Source organism: Pseudomonas sp. Lb2C2 (assembly GCF_052112205.1).
In the GTDB taxonomy this organism is placed as follows: domain Bacteria; phylum Pseudomonadota; class Gammaproteobacteria; order Pseudomonadales; family Pseudomonadaceae; genus Aquipseudomonas; species Aquipseudomonas kilonensis.
Genome location: NZ_JAUTYW010000007.1, coordinates 420,819 through 439,993, shown reverse-complemented (window position 1 = coordinate 439,993; position 19,175 = coordinate 420,819). Strand labels below are relative to the sequence as shown.

At 61.9% G+C, this 19,175-nt stretch carries 18 protein-coding genes; 13 read left to right on the top strand and 5 right to left on the bottom strand.

Annotated features, from left to right (window positions below):
• Window positions 1–96 precede the first annotated feature (96 nt).
• Window positions 97–909 carry an alpha/beta fold hydrolase gene (locus Q7F16_RS23045; protein ID WP_409556940.1) on the top strand — a complete coding sequence of 271 codons (813 nt, stop codon included), beginning with the start codon at window positions 97–99 and terminating at the stop codon, window positions 907–909.
• Window positions 910–1,061: 152 nt separating this feature from the next.
• On the opposite strand, the gene dsbG is transcribed toward Q7F16_RS23045, so the two are convergent.
• Genes dsbG through dsbD form a run of 3 tightly spaced genes read right to left on the bottom strand, consistent with a single transcriptional unit; the run spans window position 1,062 to window position 4,401 of the window.
• Window positions 1,062–1,829, bottom strand: coding sequence for a thiol:disulfide interchange protein DsbG (dsbG, locus tag Q7F16_RS23040; RefSeq protein ID WP_409556939.1), 768 nt, complete (start codon window positions 1,827–1,829; stop codon window positions 1,062–1,064).
• A complete protein-coding gene (locus Q7F16_RS23035; protein ID WP_409556938.1) occupies window positions 1,805–2,674 on the bottom strand; it encodes a TlpA family protein disulfide reductase in 870 nt (289 codons plus the stop codon). Before Q7F16_RS23035 ends, dsbG begins: the two co-directional genes overlap by 25 nt.
• Window positions 2,674–4,401: a protein-disulfide reductase DsbD gene (gene dsbD, locus Q7F16_RS23030; RefSeq protein ID WP_409556937.1), complete on the bottom strand. Its 1,728-nt coding sequence runs from the start codon at window positions 4,399–4,401 to the stop codon at window positions 2,674–2,676. The genes Q7F16_RS23035 and dsbD overlap by 1 nt, the downstream gene beginning before the upstream one ends.
• A gap of 175 nt (window positions 4,402–4,576) precedes the next feature.
• Here dsbD and Q7F16_RS23025 point away from each other — a divergent pair, with 175 nt between their 5' ends.
• From Q7F16_RS23025 to Q7F16_RS23010, 4 genes are all read left to right on the top strand, one after another.
• Window positions 4,577–5,257 carry a response regulator gene (locus tag Q7F16_RS23025; RefSeq protein ID WP_046063795.1) on the top strand — a complete coding sequence of 227 codons (681 nt, stop codon included), beginning with the start codon at window positions 4,577–4,579 and terminating at the stop codon, window positions 5,255–5,257.
• Window positions 5,254–6,585: an ATP-binding protein gene (locus Q7F16_RS23020; protein ID WP_409556936.1), complete on the top strand. Its 1,332-nt coding sequence runs from the start codon at window positions 5,254–5,256 to the stop codon at window positions 6,583–6,585. Before Q7F16_RS23025 ends, Q7F16_RS23020 begins: the two co-directional genes overlap by 4 nt.
• Window positions 6,586–6,799: 214 nt before the next feature.
• The gene (locus Q7F16_RS23015; protein WP_409556935.1) at window positions 6,800–8,212 is read left to right on the top strand and encodes an aspartate aminotransferase family protein; all 1,413 of its coding nucleotides are present in this window, start codon (window positions 6,800–6,802) and stop codon (window positions 8,210–8,212) included.
• Window positions 8,213–8,296: 84 nt separating this feature from the next.
• Complete coding sequence (locus tag Q7F16_RS23010) at window positions 8,297–8,524, top strand: MbtH family protein (protein WP_028237696.1); 228 nt, start codon at window positions 8,297–8,299, stop codon at window positions 8,522–8,524.
• 187 nt (window positions 8,525–8,711) lie between these two features.
• Here the strand turns inward: Q7F16_RS23010 and ppsR are convergent, their stop codons facing one another.
• Window positions 8,712–9,530, bottom strand: coding sequence for a posphoenolpyruvate synthetase regulatory kinase/phosphorylase PpsR (gene ppsR / locus Q7F16_RS23005; protein WP_014337326.1), 819 nt, complete (start codon window positions 9,528–9,530; stop codon window positions 8,712–8,714).
• A gap of 184 nt (window positions 9,531–9,714) precedes the next feature.
• Between ppsR and ppsA the strand changes: the two genes are divergently transcribed.
• The 8 genes from ppsA (at window position 9,715) to Q7F16_RS22965 (ending at window position 17,837) form a co-directional block, all read left to right on the top strand.
• Entirely contained in the window at window positions 9,715–12,090 is a 2,376-nt protein-coding gene (gene ppsA, locus Q7F16_RS23000; protein WP_018605647.1) for a phosphoenolpyruvate synthase, read from the top strand.
• 158 nt (window positions 12,091–12,248) lie between these two features.
• Window positions 12,249–13,238, top strand: a complete 990-nt coding sequence (locus tag Q7F16_RS22995) for an alpha/beta fold hydrolase (RefSeq protein WP_046063798.1) — start codon at window positions 12,249–12,251, stop codon at window positions 13,236–13,238.
• 126 nt (window positions 13,239–13,364) lie between these two features.
• Complete coding sequence (gene rraA, locus Q7F16_RS22990; RefSeq protein WP_046063799.1) at window positions 13,365–13,856, top strand: ribonuclease E activity regulator RraA; 492 nt, start codon at window positions 13,365–13,367, stop codon at window positions 13,854–13,856.
• A 25-nt stretch (window positions 13,857–13,881) separates the two neighbouring features.
• Complete coding sequence (locus Q7F16_RS22985) at window positions 13,882–14,877, top strand: zinc transporter ZntB (protein ID WP_046063800.1); 996 nt, start codon at window positions 13,882–13,884, stop codon at window positions 14,875–14,877.
• A gap of 63 nt (window positions 14,878–14,940) precedes the next feature.
• Window positions 14,941–15,186 carry a hypothetical protein gene (locus Q7F16_RS22980; protein WP_014337331.1) on the top strand — a complete coding sequence of 82 codons (246 nt, stop codon included), beginning with the start codon at window positions 14,941–14,943 and terminating at the stop codon, window positions 15,184–15,186.
• Window positions 15,187–15,188: 2 nt separating this feature from the next.
• A complete protein-coding gene (locus Q7F16_RS22975; RefSeq protein WP_003199523.1) occupies window positions 15,189–16,013 on the top strand; it encodes a mechanosensitive ion channel family protein in 825 nt (274 codons plus the stop codon).
• 91 nt (window positions 16,014–16,104) lie between these two features.
• Window positions 16,105–16,695, top strand: coding sequence for an RNA polymerase sigma factor SigX (gene sigX / locus Q7F16_RS22970; RefSeq protein WP_003183614.1), 591 nt, complete (start codon window positions 16,105–16,107; stop codon window positions 16,693–16,695).
• Between the two features lie 107 nt (window positions 16,696–16,802).
• A complete protein-coding gene (locus Q7F16_RS22965; protein WP_046063801.1) occupies window positions 16,803–17,837 on the top strand; it encodes an OmpA family protein in 1,035 nt (344 codons plus the stop codon).
• A 577-nt stretch (window positions 17,838–18,414) separates the two neighbouring features.
• On the opposite strand, the gene cobA is transcribed toward Q7F16_RS22965, so the two are convergent.
• Entirely contained in the window at window positions 18,415–19,170 is a 756-nt protein-coding gene (gene cobA, locus Q7F16_RS22960) for a uroporphyrinogen-III C-methyltransferase (protein ID WP_046063802.1), read from the bottom strand.
• Window positions 19,171–19,175 lie beyond the last annotated feature (5 nt).

Here is a 19,175-nt window from a genome sequence, read left to right as displayed (position 1 = left end):
CGTCAGCCCTGACATCGCTAAGCCCAAGGTTGACGCCTAGCGCTTCGCGGCTCAGTCTCCCAAGGCTTTTTCCAGACTCAAACAAGGAGGTCACCCATGCCCTTTGCAATCATTGACGGACAACCGCTTCACTACCTGGACCAAGGCCAGGGCCCGGTGGTGCTGCTGGGCAGCAGCTATCTGTGGGACCACACCATGTGGGCGCCGCAGATCGAGGTGTTGTCCCGGCATTATCGGGTCATCGCCCTGGACTTGTGGGGCCACGGCCAGTCCGGGCGTTTGCCTGAGGGCATGACCTCCCTGGACGACCTGGCTCGCCAGGCATTGGCATTGATGGATCACCTGGACATCGACTGCTTCAACCTGGTCGGGCTTTCGGTGGGCGGGATGTGGGGCGCTCGGTTGGCGCTGGCGGCGCCTGAGCGCGTGCAATCGCTGGTGTTGATGGACACCTACGTCGGCGTCGAGCCGGAACCGACCCGCCTGTACTACTTCTCGTTGTTCGACAAGATCGAGGCCAGCGGCAGCATTCCCGAGCCCTTGCTGGACATCGTCGTGCCGATTTTCTTCCGGCCGGGTATCGACCCGCAGTCGGCGCTCTATCAGCAGTTGCGCGCCACATTGGCCGCGCTGCCGACCGACCGCCTGCGCGACAGTATCGTACCGCTGGGGCGGATCATTTTCGGTCGGGACGACATCCTGCCGCGCCTGCATGAACTGGACGCCAAGCGCACGACGGTGATGTTTGGCGACCAGGACAAACCGCGGCCGCCGTCCGAGTCGCTGGAAATGGCCGAGTTGATCGGTTGCCCCCATGTGTCGATTCCGGAGGCGGGGCATATCTCCAATCTGGAGAATCCGGAATTCGTGACCGGGGCGTTGCTGGAGTTCCTGACGCGCAAGCACTGAAATTGTGGCGAGGGGATTTATCCCCGCTGGGCTGCGAAGCAGCCCTGAAACCTGACACCTCGGTGAGCCTGACAAACCAAGTCGACAGCATTGGGGCCGCTTCGCGCCCCAGCGGGGATAAATCCCCTCGCCACAGGTGTTTGTCCAGGGCTTTACTTCGGCCCGAGAATCTTCACCAGTTTGTCCGGCGACGGCGCGCCTTGCTGCTGTTGCAGGTCGCCTTTTTCATCCAGATAGAAAATCGCCGGGGTGGCGGACAGTTCCAGTTCGTCCATCAACTGCTGGTTGGCGTCCAGTTTTGCCTGGATGGCCGGCGGTATGGCCTTGAGCGGTTTGAGCGGGCTGCCCTTGCCGGCCTTTTCATGCTCGGCCAGGGTTTTTTCCGGGTCCTTGGCCGCCAGCAAGGCGGCGGATTTACCCGGGCTGTCTTCGCGGATGATGCCCACCATGATATGGCGCAACTGCACCTTGCCGGCCTTGACCCAAGGCCGTGCCTGTTCCCAGAACATGTTGCAGTACGGGCAGTTCGGATCGCTGAACAGGTACACCGTGCGCGGTGAGTCCTTGTTGCCGTCGGCGATCCAGTTGCTGGCTTCCATCTTCGCCCAGATGGCCTTGGCCATCGGTGCATAGACCAGTTTCTGCAGCGGCTCGGCGCTCAGGTCCTTGCCGTCGGCGTCGTACAGGTTGCCCAGCAGGACGTGCTGCCCATCCGGGGTCAGGTACAGCGCCATGCCACGGTTCTGGTATTGCGCCGCGTAACCACGCAAGCCGTCCGGCGCGTCGAAGGTGCCAATGATTTTCGCGCCCTTGGCTTCGATCTTCTTGATGGCTGCGGGCAATTCTTCGGCCTGGAGCAGCGGGGCCTGCGACAGTGCGGCGGCGACGGCCAGGGTCAGCAGGTGGCGGAGGCGGGGCATGGCGGTTTCCTTGTGGCGGAGTGGGGCGTCGTGGACGAGTCCGGCGTTTCGAAGTGTTCCAGGGCACGAGCCAGGCTCGCTTCCGACAATTCACCCAGGTGACTGCCCTGCAGGCGGCCGTCGGCGCTGTAGAACAGAGTAGTCGGCAGGGCCATGGAACCCACGGCCTGGCCGAGGCGGCCACTGCCATCGAACAACACGTTGTCCAGGCTCAGGCCTTGGGTGGCAAGGTAGGTGCTGACGCTTTGCATGCTTTCGGCCTGATTGACGAACAGGAACGTCAGGTCCGGACGCTGTTGCTGGGCTTCTTCGAGCACCGGCATTTCACGCCGGCAGGGCGGGCACCAGGTGGCCCATAGATTGATCACCAGGGGACCGCCCTGGTAATCGGTGAGTTTCACGGTCTCGCCGTCGGCGGTGCGCAGGGTGATGTCCGGCAGCCGGGTGCCTTGTTCATAAATCGTCAACGACAGGGTCGCCACCAGCCAGAACAGCAAGCCGCTGCCGACGCCGAAGCCCAATGGCCGGCGCAGGGGCGGACGGCGGCGGGCCCACAACAAGGCGCCAATCAGCAGCGCCACGATGCCAGGCCAAGCCAGGAAGCCACCGTCGCGCAGGTCGACGATCTGCCATGGGTCGTCCCGGTAATGTTGCCAATAGGCGACGACGAAGCCGATCCGTGCGGCCAGCAGGCCCAGCAAAAACAGCACGAACAGCACCGACTCGGGGTTTTCGCCACCGCGCTTGGCCACCCGCCAGCCGACGAAGGTCGCCAACGCCAGGGCGCTGATGAGCAACAGGTGGTTAAGGGCGATGGCAAAGGTGCCCAAGGTAAACGTCAGCATCAGCGCGCGTCCCGGGTGAGGTTCCAGCGCTCCAGGAACGCCTTGGCGTCGACTTCCCCGGTGATCCGCTGGCTGCGGCGCTCTTCACCGTCGGCGCCGATCCACAGCAGGCTCGGCGGCCCCGGCACCTGGTAACGGCTCAGCAGCTCGCGACTGGCGGGGCTGTCGGCGGTGACATCCAGGCGCAGCAGGCGCACGCCTTTCAGGGCGTCGAGCACTTCGCTGCGGCCGAAGACCTGTTTTTCCATGATCTTGCAGGACACGCACCAGTCGGCGTAGTAGTCCAGCAGCACCCACTGGCCCTGGGCCTTGGCGGCGTCCAGTTCCCGTTGCAGGGCGGCGGGCTCGCTGACCGTGACGAACGCGTCATGGGCGCTGACGGTCGCACTGCCCTCGCTGCCGGCGTAGACCTTCAGGGGCTGGAAGAAATCATCGCCACCGCCCGCCGCGCCAATCACCAGCAGGCTGCCCCACAGGCCGAACAGCAACGAAGCGCTGCCGCAGATATAGGCGATGCGGCCGAACCCTTCGGTCTGGCGCCAGGCGCTGTAGGCGGCGATCAACAACAGCACGCCCCACAGGCCGACCCACAACGAACCGTCGATGATCGGGCGAATCATCAGCAGCGCGGTGCCCAGGAACAGGAAGCCGAATACGCCCTTGAGCAGGTTCATCCAGGCGCCGGGCTTGGGCAGGAAGCGGTTGCCCACGGTCACCAACAGCAACAGTGGCAAGCCCATGCCGATGCCCATGGTGAACAGGATCAGCCCGCCGTGCAGGGCATTGCCGCTCTGGGCGATGTACAGCAGCGCGCCTGCCAGCGGCGCGGTCATGCACGGGCCCACCAACAGGCCGGACAGCGCCCCGAGAACGCCGGCACCCACCAGGCTGCCACCGCGCTGCTGGCGCCCGGCGTTTTCCAGGTGGTCACGCAGGGCGGCCGGCAATTGCAATTCGAAGAAGCCGAACATGGGCAGCGCCAGCAACACGAATACGGCCGCGAAGCTGCCCAGCAGCCACGGTTGTTGCAGCAGCGCCTGGAGGTTGGCGCCCAGTAGCGCGGCGAGCACGCCCATGGCGGCGTATACCAGGGCCATGCTGATCACGTAGCTGCCAGCCAAGGCCAGGCCGCGTCTCGGTCCGGCGCCGCTGCCCACCACCAGCCCGGCCAGGATCGGCAGCATCGGCAGCGAACAGGGGGTGAACGCCAGCAGCAGGCCCAGGCCGAAGAACACCAGCAGGCTCCAGCCCAAGGCCCGTTGTTGCAGGCCGCTGGCCAGGGCCTGGTCCGGCGCCTCGCCGGTGGCCGCCACCGGTGCGCTGCCACCCAGGTCGACCACTTGGGTCTGGGGTGGATAGCACAGGCCGGCGTCGGCGCAGCCCTGGAAGCCGACCTTGATCTTGCCCGTGGCACCGACGGGTATCTTCAGTTCCAGCGCCTGGCGATAAACTTGCTGGTCGCCGAAAAACTCGTCGCTGTGGGCCTCGCCCTCCGGCAATTTCGGTTTCTGCGCCTCGGCCAGGCCATCGAACTTGAGCCGCTGCTGATACAGGTAGTACCCATCGGCGATCTGCCAGAACAGCTGGGTTTCACCGGAGTCCAGGCGTTCGGAGGTAAACACGAACGCCTTTTCCACCGGCAGGAAATCGGGTTTGGTTTCGAAGGGATTGGCGGCCTGGGCCAGGCCCGAGATCAGGAACAGCCACAGCAAAAACAATCGACGCATGGATAAAGCCTTAGAACGAAGCAAGTGGAAAACACAATGGCGGCTGGCGATTAACCGTCGATTAACCCGGCGACGACCGGCAGGCAGCAATGATCGCCCATGTTTGCCGTACTCGTCGCATAATGTCGGCTTAATCGGCCGGCGGCCTAATGTACCTTTTTCCACGGGGCTTACCATGCGCGTACTGGTCTGCGAAGACGATGAGTTGATTGCCAGCGGGATCGTTGCCGGCCTTACGGCGCAGGGCCTGACTGTCGAGCACGTCGCCACCGCATCGGCGGCGCGGGCGATGGTCGGCGTGGCGGAATTCGACGTCATGGTGCTGGACTTGGGATTGCCCGACGAGGACGGTCTCAAGCTGCTCAGGCAGTTGCGTCAGCAGGGGCTGGAGACGCCGGTGCTGATCCTCACCGCCCGGGACTCGGTAACCGACCGGGTCGACGGCTTGCAGGCCGGCGCCGATGACTACCTGCTCAAACCCTTCGACCTGCGCGAACTCGCGGCGCGCCTGCACACGTTGCTGCGTCGCGTAGCGGGGCGCAGCGTCAACCTGATCGAGCACGGTCGCCTGACCTACGACCCCAGCAGTCGGGAAACCACCCTGGACGGCCAGCCGGTGGATCTGTCCCGTCGCGAACAGTCGCTGTTGCAGGCGCTCTTGCACAGTCGTGGGCGGGTGCTGTCCACCGAACAACTCAAGGACAGCGTCTACGGCTTCAACGACGAGCTGGAGAGTAACGCCCTCAACGTCCATATCCATCACCTGCGGCGCAAGTTGGGTAACGGGATTGTCGAAACCGTGCGTGGCCTGGGCTATCGCCTGGGGCCGGCCGAAGGTGGAGAGGCTTCCAAGTGATGAGCCTGCGACTGCGCCTGAGCCTGACCCTCGGCGCGGCCTTTGCCCTGATCTGGGCCCTGGCTGCGGCGTGGATGCTCAGCGACCTGCGCAACCAGATGATGTTTTCCCTCGACCAGCGCCTGGTGGCTTCGGCGCGAATGGTCGCCGGGTTGCTGGAACAGATGCCACCGTTGCCCAGCAAGGGCGACGGCACGCATTTGAGCTCCGAGCAATTGAGCATTCCTGGCGGCATGGCCTGTCAGGTCAGTTCTTTGCGCGGCGAGATTCTGGCTCGCAGCCACGGCACTCCGGAACAAACCCTGGAAGCCGAGAAGATGGGTTTCCACGACCAGATGATCGACGGCGCGCCTTGGCGCAGCTTCACCCTGGCCCGGGGTGACTTGCGCATCACCACTGCCGATCGCCAGATCGAACGGGAAGCCTTGAACATGTCGATACTGCTGGCCGCCTCGGTGCCGGTGGGCGTGGCGTTGCTCGGTTGCCTGTGCCTGTTGTGGCTCGGCATCGGCCAGGGCCTGGCACCGCTCAATCGCATGCGCGATGCGCTGATGCGGCGCAATGCCGACTCCCTGGAACCCTTGCAGATCCATCCGCTGCCCAGCGAACTGCGGCCGTTGCTGGAGACCCAGAACCAGTTGTTCCAGCGCATCGGCAAGACCATCGAGCGCGAGCGACGGCTGACCGGTGACGCCGCCCACGAGCTGCGCAGCCCGCTGACCGCCATCAAGACGCACCTGCAAGTGGCGCGCATGACCGAGGGCGCCGCCCGCGATCAATCCCTGGCCCGGGCCGAGGAGGGCGCCGACCGCATGCATCGCACGCTCGAACAGTTGCTGCTGCTGGCGCGGGTCGAAGGCAGCCTGTCGTTCGACGATGGCGTGCAATGCAACGCCGAACAGGTCGCCCGACTGGCGATCCAGGATGCCGCCAGCAGTGATTCCCGGCGGATCAGGCTGCACGTATCCCCGGGGTTGTCCGATGCACCGGTGCAGATGCCGGCGGTGCTCTCTATCGCCGCCTTGCGCAACCTGCTGGATAACGCCCTGCGCCATACCCCGGACGATACCGATGTGGAGCTGAGCCTGGAGATGGTCGGCCAGCGCGTGCGCTTCCAGGTCCGCGATCACGGCCCCGGCATCGCTGCCGACGACATCCAGCACCTGACCCAGCGTTTCTGGCGCAACGGCCAGAGCACCGGCTGCGGGCTGGGGCTGGCGATCGTCCAGGCCATCGTCCAGCGCTGCGGCTGCGGCCTGCATTTCGACAGTCGCTCGGATGGCCTGCGGGTCGAGTTGACGATGCCGGTGCAGGTGTTACCGGCCTGATTCACTTTAGCAATGGCCTGTAGGAAGGCTTTGCTCCCACAGGCTTCAAGGACAAACCACTGATCGCGCTGACGGAGAAAGTTCTGCCCGAGAGTAAATCCCTTCGTGGCTGATGCGTTTCCACAACAGGAAACCTGCATGTGCGCTCCGACCGGAGATGCACCTGTGCGGTGTGTCGTTGGGTCATTACTTCAGTGTATTGCGGGGTCGAGGGATGTCAGTCGCCAACAGTCTTATCGAAGCACAGCCGGCCCGGGTCAGTCCTGCGCCGGCCGAGACGCTCTACCAGTTCAATGAGTCGCCGCTGCTGGCCCGTCAGAGTCGGCAGGAGTCCAATGCCCGCAGCTACCCACGGCGGATTCCCCTGGCCCTCAAGCGTGCCAAGGGGCTGTATGTCGAGGATGTCGAGGGCCGCACCTTCATCGATTGCCTGGCCGGCGCTGGCACACTGGCGCTGGGGCATAACCACCCAGTGGTGATCGAAGCGATCCAGCAGGTGCTGGCCGATGAGCTGCCGTTGCATACCCTGGACCTGACCACGCCGGTCAAGGACCGTTTCGTCCAGGACCTGTTCGGCCTGTTGCCGGCAGAGCTGGCCGCCGAGGCGAAGATCCAGTTCTGCGGCCCCACCGGTACCGACGCCGTGGAAGCCGCCCTCAAGCTGGTGCGCACCGCCACCGGCCGCAGCACCGTGCTGTCATTCCAGGGCGGTTATCACGGCATGAGCCAGGGAGCGTTGAGCCTGATGGGCAGCCTGGGGCCGAAGAAACCCTTGGGCGCCTTGCTCAGCAGCGGCGTGCAGTTCATGCCATACCCCTACGATTACCGCTGCCCATTCGGGCTGGGCGGTGTGGCGGGCGTGAAGGCCAATCTGCATTACCTGGAAAACCTGTTGAATGACCCCGAGGCCGGCGTGCAATTACCGGCAGCCGTCATCGTCGAAGTGGTGCAGGGCGAGGGTGGGGTCATTCCTGCCGACCTGGACTGGCTGCGCGGCTTGCGGCGGATCACCGAGCAGGCGGGGGTGGCGTTGATCGTCGACGAAATCCAGAGCGGCTTCGGCCGGACCGGCAAAATGTTTGCGTTCGAGCACGCCGGGATCATCCCGGACGTGGTCGTGCTGTCCAAGGCCATCGGTGGCAGCCTGCCGCTGGCGGTGGTGGTTTATCGCGACTGGCTCGACACCTGGCTGCCGGGTGCTCACGCCGGGACCTTCCGTGGCAATCAGATGGCCATGGCCGCCGGTTCCGCAGTGATGCGCTATCTGCAGGAACACGACCTGCCGGCCCACGCCGCCGCCATGGGCGAACGCTTGAGCGAGCACCTGCGCATCCTGCAGCGAGACTTCCCACAACTGGGCGATATCCGCGGTCGCGGGTTGATGCTCGGCGTCGAACTGGTAGACCCGGCGGGTAAACCCGACGCCCTGGGCCATCCGCCGGTGCACGCATGGTTGGCGCCACGGCTGCAACGTGAATGCCTCAAGCGCGGGCTGATCCTTGAGCTGGGTGGCCGGCAGGGCGGCGTGGTGCGGTTCCTGCCGCCGCTGATTATCACAAGGGCGGAAATCGACCGGGTCGCCGAAATTTTCGGGCGAGCCCTGCATGCGGCGGTCTCTGACCGCTAATTTTCACCCGGCCCCGTACGTTCCTTTCATATCCTGGCTGCGCATGCGACGCAGCGAACCTCGAGCAAAGATGGAGAGACACCCATGACTTCAGTATTCGACCGCGAGGACATCGTCTTTCAGGTCGTGGTCAACCACGAAGAACAGTATTCGATCTGGCCAGACTACAAGGCCGTTCCCGAAGGCTGGCGTACCGTCGGCAAAAGCGGGTTCAAGAAGGAATGCCTGGCCTACATCGAAGAAGTCTGGACCGACATGCGCCCGCTGAGCCTGCGCAAGAAGATGGAAGAGCAGGCGGCTGTGGCTCATTGAGGTAGAACCTGTGGGAGCAAGCTTTCCACAGGAGGAAAGCAGGGGAATACAAATCCTGCAGTCATACCGGAACCAATGTGGGAGCGAGCTTGCTCGCGATTGGGGAGTGTCAGCCAACATTCATGCAGCTGACGCACCGCTATCGCGAGCAAGCTCGCTCCCACAGATTTGGCTTTAGGCCTCTACCTTACTTGAACCGCCGCTCCACCCCTTTCTCCACCAGGATCTTCGCCGAAATCTCTTCCACGGAAAAATGCGTGGAATTGATGTGCGGAATATTCTCCCGCCGGAACAGGTTTTCCACCTCGCGCACTTCGAACTCGCACTGGGCATAGCTCGAATAGCGGCTGTTGGGCTTGCGCTCGTTGCGGATCGCGGTGAGGCGGTCCGGGTCGATGGTCAGGCCGAACAGCTTGTGCTGGTGGGCGCGCAGGGCGCTGGGCAGTTGCAGGCGCTCCATGTCGTCTTCGGTCAGCGGATAGTTGGCCGCGCGGATGCCGAACTGCATCGCCATGTACAGGCACGTCGGCGTCTTGCCACAGCGCGACACGCCCACCAGGATCAGGTCGGCCTTGTCGTAATAATGCGTGCGGGCGCCGTCATCGTTGTCCAGCGCGAAGTTGACCGCCTCGATCCGCTCCATGTAGTTGGAGTTGTGGCCAATGGAATGGGACTTGCCGACCGAGTAGGAGGAGTGCTCGCTCAGTTCCTGTTCCAGGGGCGCCAGGAACGTGGAAAAAATGTCGATCATGAAACCATTGGACGTTGCGAGAATCTCACGGATGTCTTGATTGACGATGGTATCGAAGATAATCGGGCGGAAACCGTCGGTTTCGGCGGCTTTATTGATTTGCTGTACCATGGCCCGCGCCTTGTCGACGTTGTCGATGTACGGACGTATGAACTTGGCGAAGGTAATGTTTTCGAATTGTGCCAACAGGCTTTGGCCTAGCGTTTCGGCCGTGATGCCGGTGCCGTCGGAGATAAAGAAAGCAGATCGTTTCATTTGCGCCTTGGGCCTTAAGCTAGTGAGCTAGTGACGATTCTTGGATATGATAGGCGCGATTTGCCGGCCGCCAGTGGCTCGCATTCTCACTTATTTTCCAGGTCCAGGCCATATCGCCGGTCATCGCTCCCCTGGAGCCACCGGTGCCTTGAGCTTTTCCAACACAGTTAGTGGAGAGATCACCTTGGTAGAGTACGTAGTTTCCCTCGATAAGCTCGGCGTCCATGATGTGGAGCATGTGGGGGGCAAGAACGCATCCCTGGGCGAGATGATCAGCAACCTCGCCGGTGCCGGTGTATCGGTGCCAGGTGGCTTCGCCACGACCGCCCAGGCTTATCGTGATTTCCTGGAACTGAGCGGCCTGAACAAGCAGATCCACGATGCGCTCGATGCCCTGGACGTCGATGACGTCAATGCCCTGGCCAAGACTGGTGCCCAGATCCGCCAATGGATCATGGACGCCGAGTTCCCCGAGAAACTGAACGCCGAGATCCGCACCGCGTTCGCCAAGTTGTCCGAAGGCAATCCGGACATCGCCGTCGCCGTGCGTTCCTCGGCCACCGCCGAAGACCTGCCGGATGCCTCCTTCGCCGGCCAGCAGGAAACCTTCCTGAACATCCGTGGCGTGGAAAACGTCATCCGTGCCGCCAAGGAAGTCTTCGCCTCCCTTTTCAACGACCGTGCCATTTCCTACCGCGTGCACCAGGGCTTCGACCACAAGCTGGTCGCCCTGTCCGCCGGTGTGCAGCGCATGGTCCGCTCCGAAACCGGCACCGCCGGCGTGATGTTCACCCTCGACACCGAGTCGGGTTTCCGTGACGTGGTGTTCATCACCGGCGCCTACGGCCTGGGTGAAACCGTCGTGCAGGGCGCGGTGAACCCGGATGAGTTCTACGTCCACAAAGGCACGCTGCAAGCCGGTCGTCCAGCCATCCTGCGCCGCAACCTGGGCAGCAAGGCCATCAAGATGATCTACGGCGACGAAGCCAAGGCCGGCCGTTCGGTGAAGACCGTCGATGTGGACAAGGCCGAGCGCGCGCGTTTTTGCCTCAGCGATGCCGAAGTCAGCGAGCTGGCCAAGCAGGCGATGATCATCGAGCAGCACTACAAGTGCCCGATGGACATCGAGTGGGCCAAGGACGGTGACGACGGCAAGCTGTACATCGTGCAGGCCCGTCCGGAAACCGTGAAGAGCCGCACCCAGGCCAACGTCATGGAGCGCTACCTGCTCAAGGAAACCGGCACTGTGCTGGTGGAAGGCCGTGCCATCGGCCAGCGCATCGGCGCGGGCAAGGTGCGGATCATCAAGGACGTCTCGGAGATGGACAAGGTCCAGGCCGGCGACGTATTGGTCTCCGACATGACCGACCCGGACTGGGAACCGGTGATGAAGCGCGCCAGCGCCATCGTCACCAACCGCGGCGGGCGTACCTGCCACGCGGCGATCATCGCCCGTGAACTGGGGATCCCGGCCGTGGTGGGTTGCGGCAACGCCACCCAACTGCTCAAGGACGGCCAGGGCGTGACCGTTTCCTGCGCCGAAGGCGATACCGGCTACATCTTTGAGGGCGAACTGGGCTTCGACATCAAGAAGAACTCCGTGGACGCCATGCCGGACCTGCCGTTCAAGATCATGATGAACGTCGGCAACCCGGATCGCGCCTTCGACTTCGCGCAGTTGCCCAATGCCGGTGTGGGCCTGGCCCGCCTGGAATTCATCATCAACCGCATGATCGGCGTACACCCCAAGGCATTGCTGAACTACGACGGCCTGCCGCAGGAAATCAAGGACAGCGTCGACAAGCGCATTGCCGGTTACAACGATCCGGTCGGTTTCTACGTCGAGAAGCTGGTGGAAGGCATCAGCACCCTGGCGGCGGCGTTCTGGCCGAAAAAGGTCATCGTGCGCCTGTCGGACTTCAAGTCCAATGAATACGCCAACCTGATCGGCGGCAAGCTCTACGAACCGGAAGAAGAAAACCCGATGCTGGGCTTCCGTGGTGCTTCGCGCTACATCAGCGAATCGTTCCGCGACTGCTTCGAACTCGAATGCCGCGCCCTCAAGCGCGTGCGTAACGAGATGGGCCTGACCAACGTCGAGATCATGGTGCCGTTCGTGCGGACCCTGGGCGAAGCGAGCCAGGTCGTCGACCTGCTGGCGGAAAACGGCCTGGCCCGTGGCGACAATGGCCTGCGCGTGATCATGATGTGCGAGCTGCCGTCCAACGCCATCCTGGCTGAAGAATTCCTCGAGTTCTTCGACGGTTTCTCCATTGGTTCCAACGACCTGACCCAGCTGACCCTGGGCCTGGACCGTGACTCCGGGATCATCGCGCACCTGTTCGACGAGCGGAACCCGGCGGTCAAGAAGCTGCTGGCCAACGCCATTGCCGCCTGCAACAAGGCTGGCAAGTACATCGGCATCTGCGGCCAGGGCCCTTCGGACCACCCGGACCTGGCCAAATGGCTGATGGAGCAGGGCATCGAAAGCGTTTCGTTGAATCCGGACTCCGTGTTGGAAACCTGGTTCTTCCTGGCTGAGGGTCAGGCGGCGGTCTGATCGAGTGAAGGGGCCTCACCGGTAATGTAAGCCGGGTAACCTTTGTGGGAGCGAGCCTGCTCGCGATAGCGGAGTGTCAGCCAAGATTATTGTGCTGATCCACCGCCATCGCGAGCAAGCTCGCTCCCACAGTCGTCTTTTTTTTGTGCAAGAAAATCATGCAAAGCAGCAGCAACCTCTTTCCTGTCGCCCTGATCAGCGCCGAGCGGCGCGGTGATCTGAGCGAAGACGTCTATCGCTTGAAACCCGGCAACAGCCCGGACGCCAGCGTTGAACTGGCCGTCACCCGGCTGGGCATGGCCGACGCCTGCGAAACCCGTGGGGTCCCGGTGATCCTGTTGCACGGCAGTTTTTCCAACCGGCGTTTCTGGTATTCGCCCAAGGGTCTGGGCCTGGGGGCATACCTGGCACGCCTGGGGTTCGATGTCTGGATTCCCGAAATGCGCGGCCATGGCTTATCCCAGCGCAACCAGGGCTATCGCAACAATCGGGTGGCCGACTACGCCCGTTACGACTTGCCGGCCATTGGCGCCTTCGTGCGTGAGCAGAGCGGGCAAGTGCCCCACTGGATCGGTCATTCCCTGGGTGGCATCACCCTGGCGGCAGCCTTGGGCGGCCACTACCTGGGCGAGCCTGCGGTGGCTTCGGCGGCGTTTTTTGGCACCCAGGTCAGCCGCACCTACTGGCCGCTGAAGTTTCCGCCAGTGGAGTGGAGCGGTCGCTTCATTCTCAAGCGTTTTGCCCAATTGTCCGGTTCAAGGCTCAAGCGCGGCCCCGAGGATGAACCCATCGGCCTGGCCCTGGAAAGCATGCGCTGGTACGGCCTGTTCGGGCGTTTCGGCGATGCCGAGAAGAACTGGTGGGCCGGGTTGGCCGATGTCCGGTTGCCGGTGCTGGCGGTGAGCGCCGCGGGCGATCATCAGGACCCCACCTGGGCGTGCCGCAAGCTCTTCGATCAGATTGGTTCCGAGCACAAGCAGTTTGTTTGCCTGGGCCGGGGACAGGGTTTCAAAGGCGATTTCGGTCACGTCGAGATGCTGGTCAGCAAGGCGGCACAGGCTGAGGTCTGGCCTCTGGTGGCGCTTTGGCTGCAAGATCAGCGGGCACCGTTGCTGGAAAACCCGCCCGCCCTGGCCGAGGCGGTTTAAGCGAAAGGCTCTGACATGGGCATTTCGCTCTGGTCGGCTTGCGGCTAAGATATGACGCTTCAAGCGGTTCCAGTCACAAACGGTTGCTCATTCAGTCTGACGTTCCAGCCTTTCAGGAGTTGTTCGATGAACCATTACCTCACGCCCGACCTGTGCGACGCCTACCCGGAACTGGTGCAGGTGTTGGAGCCGATGTTCAGCAATTTCGGCGGCCGCGATTCCTTCGGCGGCGAAATCGTGACCATCAAGTGCTTCGAGGACAACTCGCGGGTCAAGGAGCAGGTTGAACTCAAGGGCAACGGCAAGGTGCTGGTCGTCGACGGCGGCGGTTCCCTGCGTCGGGCGTTGCTGGGGGACGTGCTGGCGGAAAAAGCCGCTAAGAACGGCTGGGAAGGGCTGGTGGTCTACGGATGCATCCGCGACGTCGACATCATTGCCCAGACCGACCTCGGGGTTCAGGCCCTGGCCAGCCACCCGATGAAAACCGACCGGCGTGGTGTCGGTGAGCTCAATGTGCCGGTGACCTTTGCCGGCGTGACGTTTCGCCCGGGCGAGTATGTCTATGCGGACAATAATGGCGTGATCGTCTCGCCAAGCCCGCTAAAAATGCCTGAATGAAGCACCAAAGCCATAAGGGATGAGGATGTTCGAGGAAGAAAACGCGCAATGGGGGCTGGTGCATGCCCTGGTGCTGGATGGTAAAGGTGGCGCGCGTTCCATAGCCCGGACCGAACTCGACGATTTGCAGTTGCAGGCCCATGAAAGCCTGTGGCTGCACTGGGATCGCAGTCATCCGCAAACCCACACCTGGCTGCGCAAATCCAGTGGCCTGAGCGAGTTCAACTGCGACCTGCTGCTCGAAGAGAACACCCGGCCGCGCCTGCTGCCTTTGCCCAATGCCGAGCTGCTGCTGTTCCTTCGGGGGATCAATCTCAACCCGGGCGCCGAACCTGAAGACATGGTCTCGGTACGGATCTTTGCGTCCGCCCAGCGGGTGATCTCCCTGCGCCTGCGTCCGTTGCGGGCCACCGATGAGCTGTTGGCGCAACTGGCCGAGGGCAAGGGGCCTGAGAACGCCTCTGAACTCATCCTTTATATGGCGCAATACCTCACCGACAAGGTGCAGGACCTGGTCACTTGCCTCTCGGAAATCGTCGATGGCGAGGAAGAAAAGCTCGACGCCGACGAACGGTATGCCCCCGAGCATGACGCCATCTTGCACATCCGTCGCCGGGCGGCTGGACTGAAGCGTTTCCTGGCGCCACAACGGGATATTTTTGGCCAGATGTCGCGGATCAAACTGCCATGGTTTCTGGAGGATGACGGCGACTATTGGAACGAATTGAACAACAGCCTGACCCGTTATCTCGAGGAGCTGGAATTGACCCGAGAGCGCGTGGGGCTTGTGCTGGAGGCCGAAGACCGGCGCCTTTCGGTGCGCATGAACCGCACCATGTACCGCTTTGGCATCGTCACCGGGATTTTCCTGCCGATGAGTTTTCTCACCGGCCTTTTGGGCATCAACGTCGGCGGCATTCCGTTTTCCGAAAGCCCCTACGGTTTCATGGTCGCCTGCCTGCTGATGATCTGCGTGGCGCTGGGGCAGTGGTGGTTATTCCGCCGCTTGCGCTGGGTGTGATGGGGTTTCATGTGACCCGACGAAATTTGATCGCGTCTTCCACAGACATCACGAGAGGTGCGTATGCACGATCCGTTTGAACAGTCTTTGCGCGACATGCTCAAGGCTTCGCCGTCCAGCCGGGACGACGATGCATGCCTGGGACGTGTACTGAAAACCGCCAACCGCCAGGTCGGCGCAGGCGATCTGTTCAGCCTGCTGGGCCGCTGGTTGCCCGCGCTGATGATCGCCCTGAATAATGGATCGGCCCATGTCTCGCCGGTTTCCCGCCGTAAACCTGTTACTCGCACCGCTGATAAGGCTGATTGAATATGGAACTTGATCTCTGGACCCAGAGCCTCGTCACGGCAATGACTGCGTTGTGGACCAAGGTGGCTAACTTCATCCCCAACCTCTTCGGCGCGCTGGTGGTGCTGTTGCTGGGCTTTGTCGTGGCCAAGCTGCTGGACACGCTGCTGTCCAAGTTGCTCGCCAAACTGGGCCTCGATCGCCTGATGGGCGGCACCGGCCTGACCAAGCTGTTGTCCCGAGGTGGCATCCAGGTACCGATCTCTACCCTGGTCGGCAAGATTGTGTATTGGTTCGTGCTGCTGATTTTCCTGGTTTCCGCAGCAGAATCCCTTGGCCTTGAGCGAGTTTCGGCTACGCTTGATATGCTTGCGCTGTATTTGCCGAAGGTTTTTGGTGCTGCGCTGGTGTTGCTGGTCGGCGTTCTGCTGGCGCAACTGGCCAACGGGCTGGTGCGCGGTGCGGCCGAGGGCGTTGGGCTGGACTACGCCGCTGGCGTGGGGCGAATTGCCCAGGGCCTGGTGATCATCATCAGTATTTCGGTGGCGATCAGTCAGTTGGAGGTCAAGACTGACCTGCTCAACCACGTGATCGTGATCGTATTGATTACCGTTGGTCTGGCGGTTGCGCTGGCCATGGGATTGGGAAGTCGTGAAATCGCCGGTCAGATCCTGGCGGGAATCTATGTGCGTGAATTGTACGAGGTTGGGCAACAAGTGCGTGTTGGCGAGGTCGAAGGCCAGATCGAAGAGATCGGCACGGTGAAGACCACATTGCTGACCGAGGAGGGCGAGTTGGTGTCGCTTTCCAATCGGATCCTGCTGGAACAGCATGTGAGTAGCCGCTAACCCGGCAAACCCTGCTAATGTATGCCGCCGCAAAATGCCCGATATCGCAGGCTGCGGCGCACATTGACCTAGACTGTCGGCCCGACTTGTTTTGAACAAACCCCAATCGCTATCCACGCGCTACGACCCCCGTGATCTCTCCGATGAGGAGTTGGTCGCGCGCGCGCATACGGAGCTGTTTCACGTAACGCGCGCCTATGAAGAGTTGATGCGTCGTTACCAGAGAACTTTATTTAACGTTTGTGCGCGTTATCTCGGGAACGATCGTGATGCTGACGATGTCTGTCAGGAGGTGATGTTGAAGGTGCTGTATGGCCTGAAGAACTTCGAGGGGAAATCGAAGTTCAAGACATGGCTTTATAGCATCACGTACAACGAATGCATCACGCAGTATCGCAAGGAACGGCGAAAGCGTCGCTTGATGGACGCGCTGAGCCTGGACCCTCTCGAGGAAGCGTCGGAAGATAAGGCGCCCAAGCCCGAGGAAAAGGGTGGACTCGATCGCTGGCTGGTTTATGTGAACCCGATCGATCGGGAAATTCTGGTGCTACGATTTGTCGCAGAGCTGGAATTCCAGGAGATCGCAGACATAATGCATATGGGTTTGAGCGCGACAAAAATGCGTTACAAGCGTGCTCTTGACAAATTACGTGAGAAATTTGCAGGCATTGCTGAAACTTAGTTCGGCGCAAATATCTCTTACGTGTAGGCAAGTTCTGATAGACTTGCCGCCGAGTTGTCCCCCGGTTTGCGGGACTGCTTCACAATCACCAGATGGGGATTTAACGGATGAAACTGAAAAACACCTTGGGCTTTGCCATTGGTTCTTTGATTGCTGCCACTTCGTTCGGCGCTCTGGCACAAGGCCAAGGCGCAGTTGAAATCGAAGGCTTCGCCAAGAAAGAACAATTCGACAGCGCTCGTAACTTCAAGAACAACGGCAACCTGTTCGGCGGTTCGGTTGGTTACTTCCTGACCGACGACGTTGAACTGCGTCTGGCCTACGACGAAGTGCACAACGCCCGTACTGACGACGGCACCAACGTCAAAGGCGCCAACACCGCTCTGGACGCCCTGTACCACTTCAACAACCCAGGCGACATGCTGCGTCCTTACGTCTCTGCCGGTTTCTCCGACCAGAGCATCGACCAGAATGGCAGCAACGGCCGTAACCGTTCCACCTTCGCCAACGTTGGCGGCGGCGCCAAGCTGTACTTCACCGAGAACTTCTACGCCCGTGCCGGCGTTGAAGCTCAGTACAACATCGACCAGGGCGACACCGAGTGGGCTCCAAGCGTCGGTATCGGTGTGAACTTCGGTGGCGGCTCCAAGCCTGCTGCTGCTCCAGTTCCAGCTCCGGCTGAAGTCTGCTCCGACAGCGACAACGATGGCGTGTGCGACAACGTCGACAAGTGCCCTGACACCCCAGCCAACGTAACCGTTGACGCTGATGGCTGCCCAGCTGTTGCTGAAGTCGTACGTGTTGAGCTGGACGTCAAGTTCGACTTCGACAAGTCGGTCGTTAAAGAAAACAGCTATGGCGACATCAAGAACCTGGCTGATTTCATGAAGCAGTACCCATCCACCAGCACCACTGTTGAAGGTCACACTGACTCCGTCGGTCCTGACGCTTACAACCAGAAACTGTCTGAGCGTCGTGCAAACGCCGTTAAGCAAGTTCTGACCAACCAGTACGGTGTTGAATCGACTCGCGTTCAGTCTGTTGGCTACGGCGAATCCCGCCCAGTTGCTGACAACGCCACTGAAGCTGGTCGTGCAGTTAACCGTCGCGTAGAAGCGCAGGTTGAAGCCCAAGCTAAGTAATTAGCCCACAGCTTTGGAAAAGCCCGGCCTAGGCCGGGCTTTTCTTTGCCTGGGATTTATCAGTCAGTCTATGCCGGACGAAGCAAAACCTGTGGGAGCGAGCTTGCTCGCGATGGCGGCCTTGCAGCCGGCCAGGCTTTTGTTGACTGAGTACATATCCATTTTTTGCGTAACGGCCACTTAGGGTTCCGCCCTGACGGCGGCTCACTTTTGAGAAGCGCAAAAGTAAGCAAAACGCTTCTGCCCCACCACTCGGTGCCTCGCCTAGGCTCGGCATGCCCTCACTCCGGCATTGCTCCGTGGGCCCGCCGCGAAGGGCCATCCATGGCCCAGCGCGGCTATCCCGGCATCCATGCCGGGATGCCCACTACGCAATACCTGCGTTCGGCCATCGTGGTTAACGGGGCGCCCGAGATCAACGTCCACCGCGAGGCGGCCTTATAGCCGACCTGGTTCTGGGTGATCGCGTTCCTTCTGTGGGAGCGGGCTTGCTCGCGAAAGCGGCCTGACAGCCGACCTGGTTCTCCCGGACGTACTCCAATCCCATTGTGGGAGCGAGCTTGGTAGGGGTTGTATGTCAGAGGGCTGAAACCTGGGCCCAGGCCGGCGGGGAGGCGGCCAGTTCAGCCGCTCCCGCTACTGCGCCAATCACCAGGATCGCCGGGCTCTTGAGTTGAAAGGCGCTTGCATCGGCTTCCATCGAGGCCAGATCGCTACGGCAGTCACGCTGGTGGGGCAGGGAGGCGTTTTCGATCATGGCCACGGGTGTGTTCGCCGCCAGGCCACCGGCCAGCAATTGCTCACGAATCTCGCTCAGCTTCGCCACGCCCATGTACACCACCAGGGTGGTTCCGCTTTGCGCCAGGGCTTGCCAGTTCAGGCTGCTGCCATCCTGGGTGTGGGCCGTCACCAGCGTCACGCCCCGGGCAATCCCGCGCAGGGTCAGTGGAATATCGCACTGGGTCGCCCCCGCGAGGCCAGCGGTGATGCCATTGACCATCTCAACTTCGACACCGTGCTCGCGCAGCCACTGCGCTTCTTCTCCGCCGCGACCGAAGATGCATGGGTCGCCGCCCTTGAGACGCACCACGCATTTGCCCTGGCGGGCATAACGCAGCATCAGGCGATGGATAAAGGCCTGGGGCGTGGAGCGGCAGCCGCCGCGCTTGCCCACGGCAATGATGCGTGCGTCGGGGCAGTGCTCCAGCACCGCGACATTGACCAGATCGTCGATCAGCACCACGTCGGCCTCGCCCAGGGCGCGCACGGCTTTGAGGGTCAGCAACTCAGGGTCACCGGGACCTGCACCCACCAGCCAGACTTTTGCGTTCATAGTGT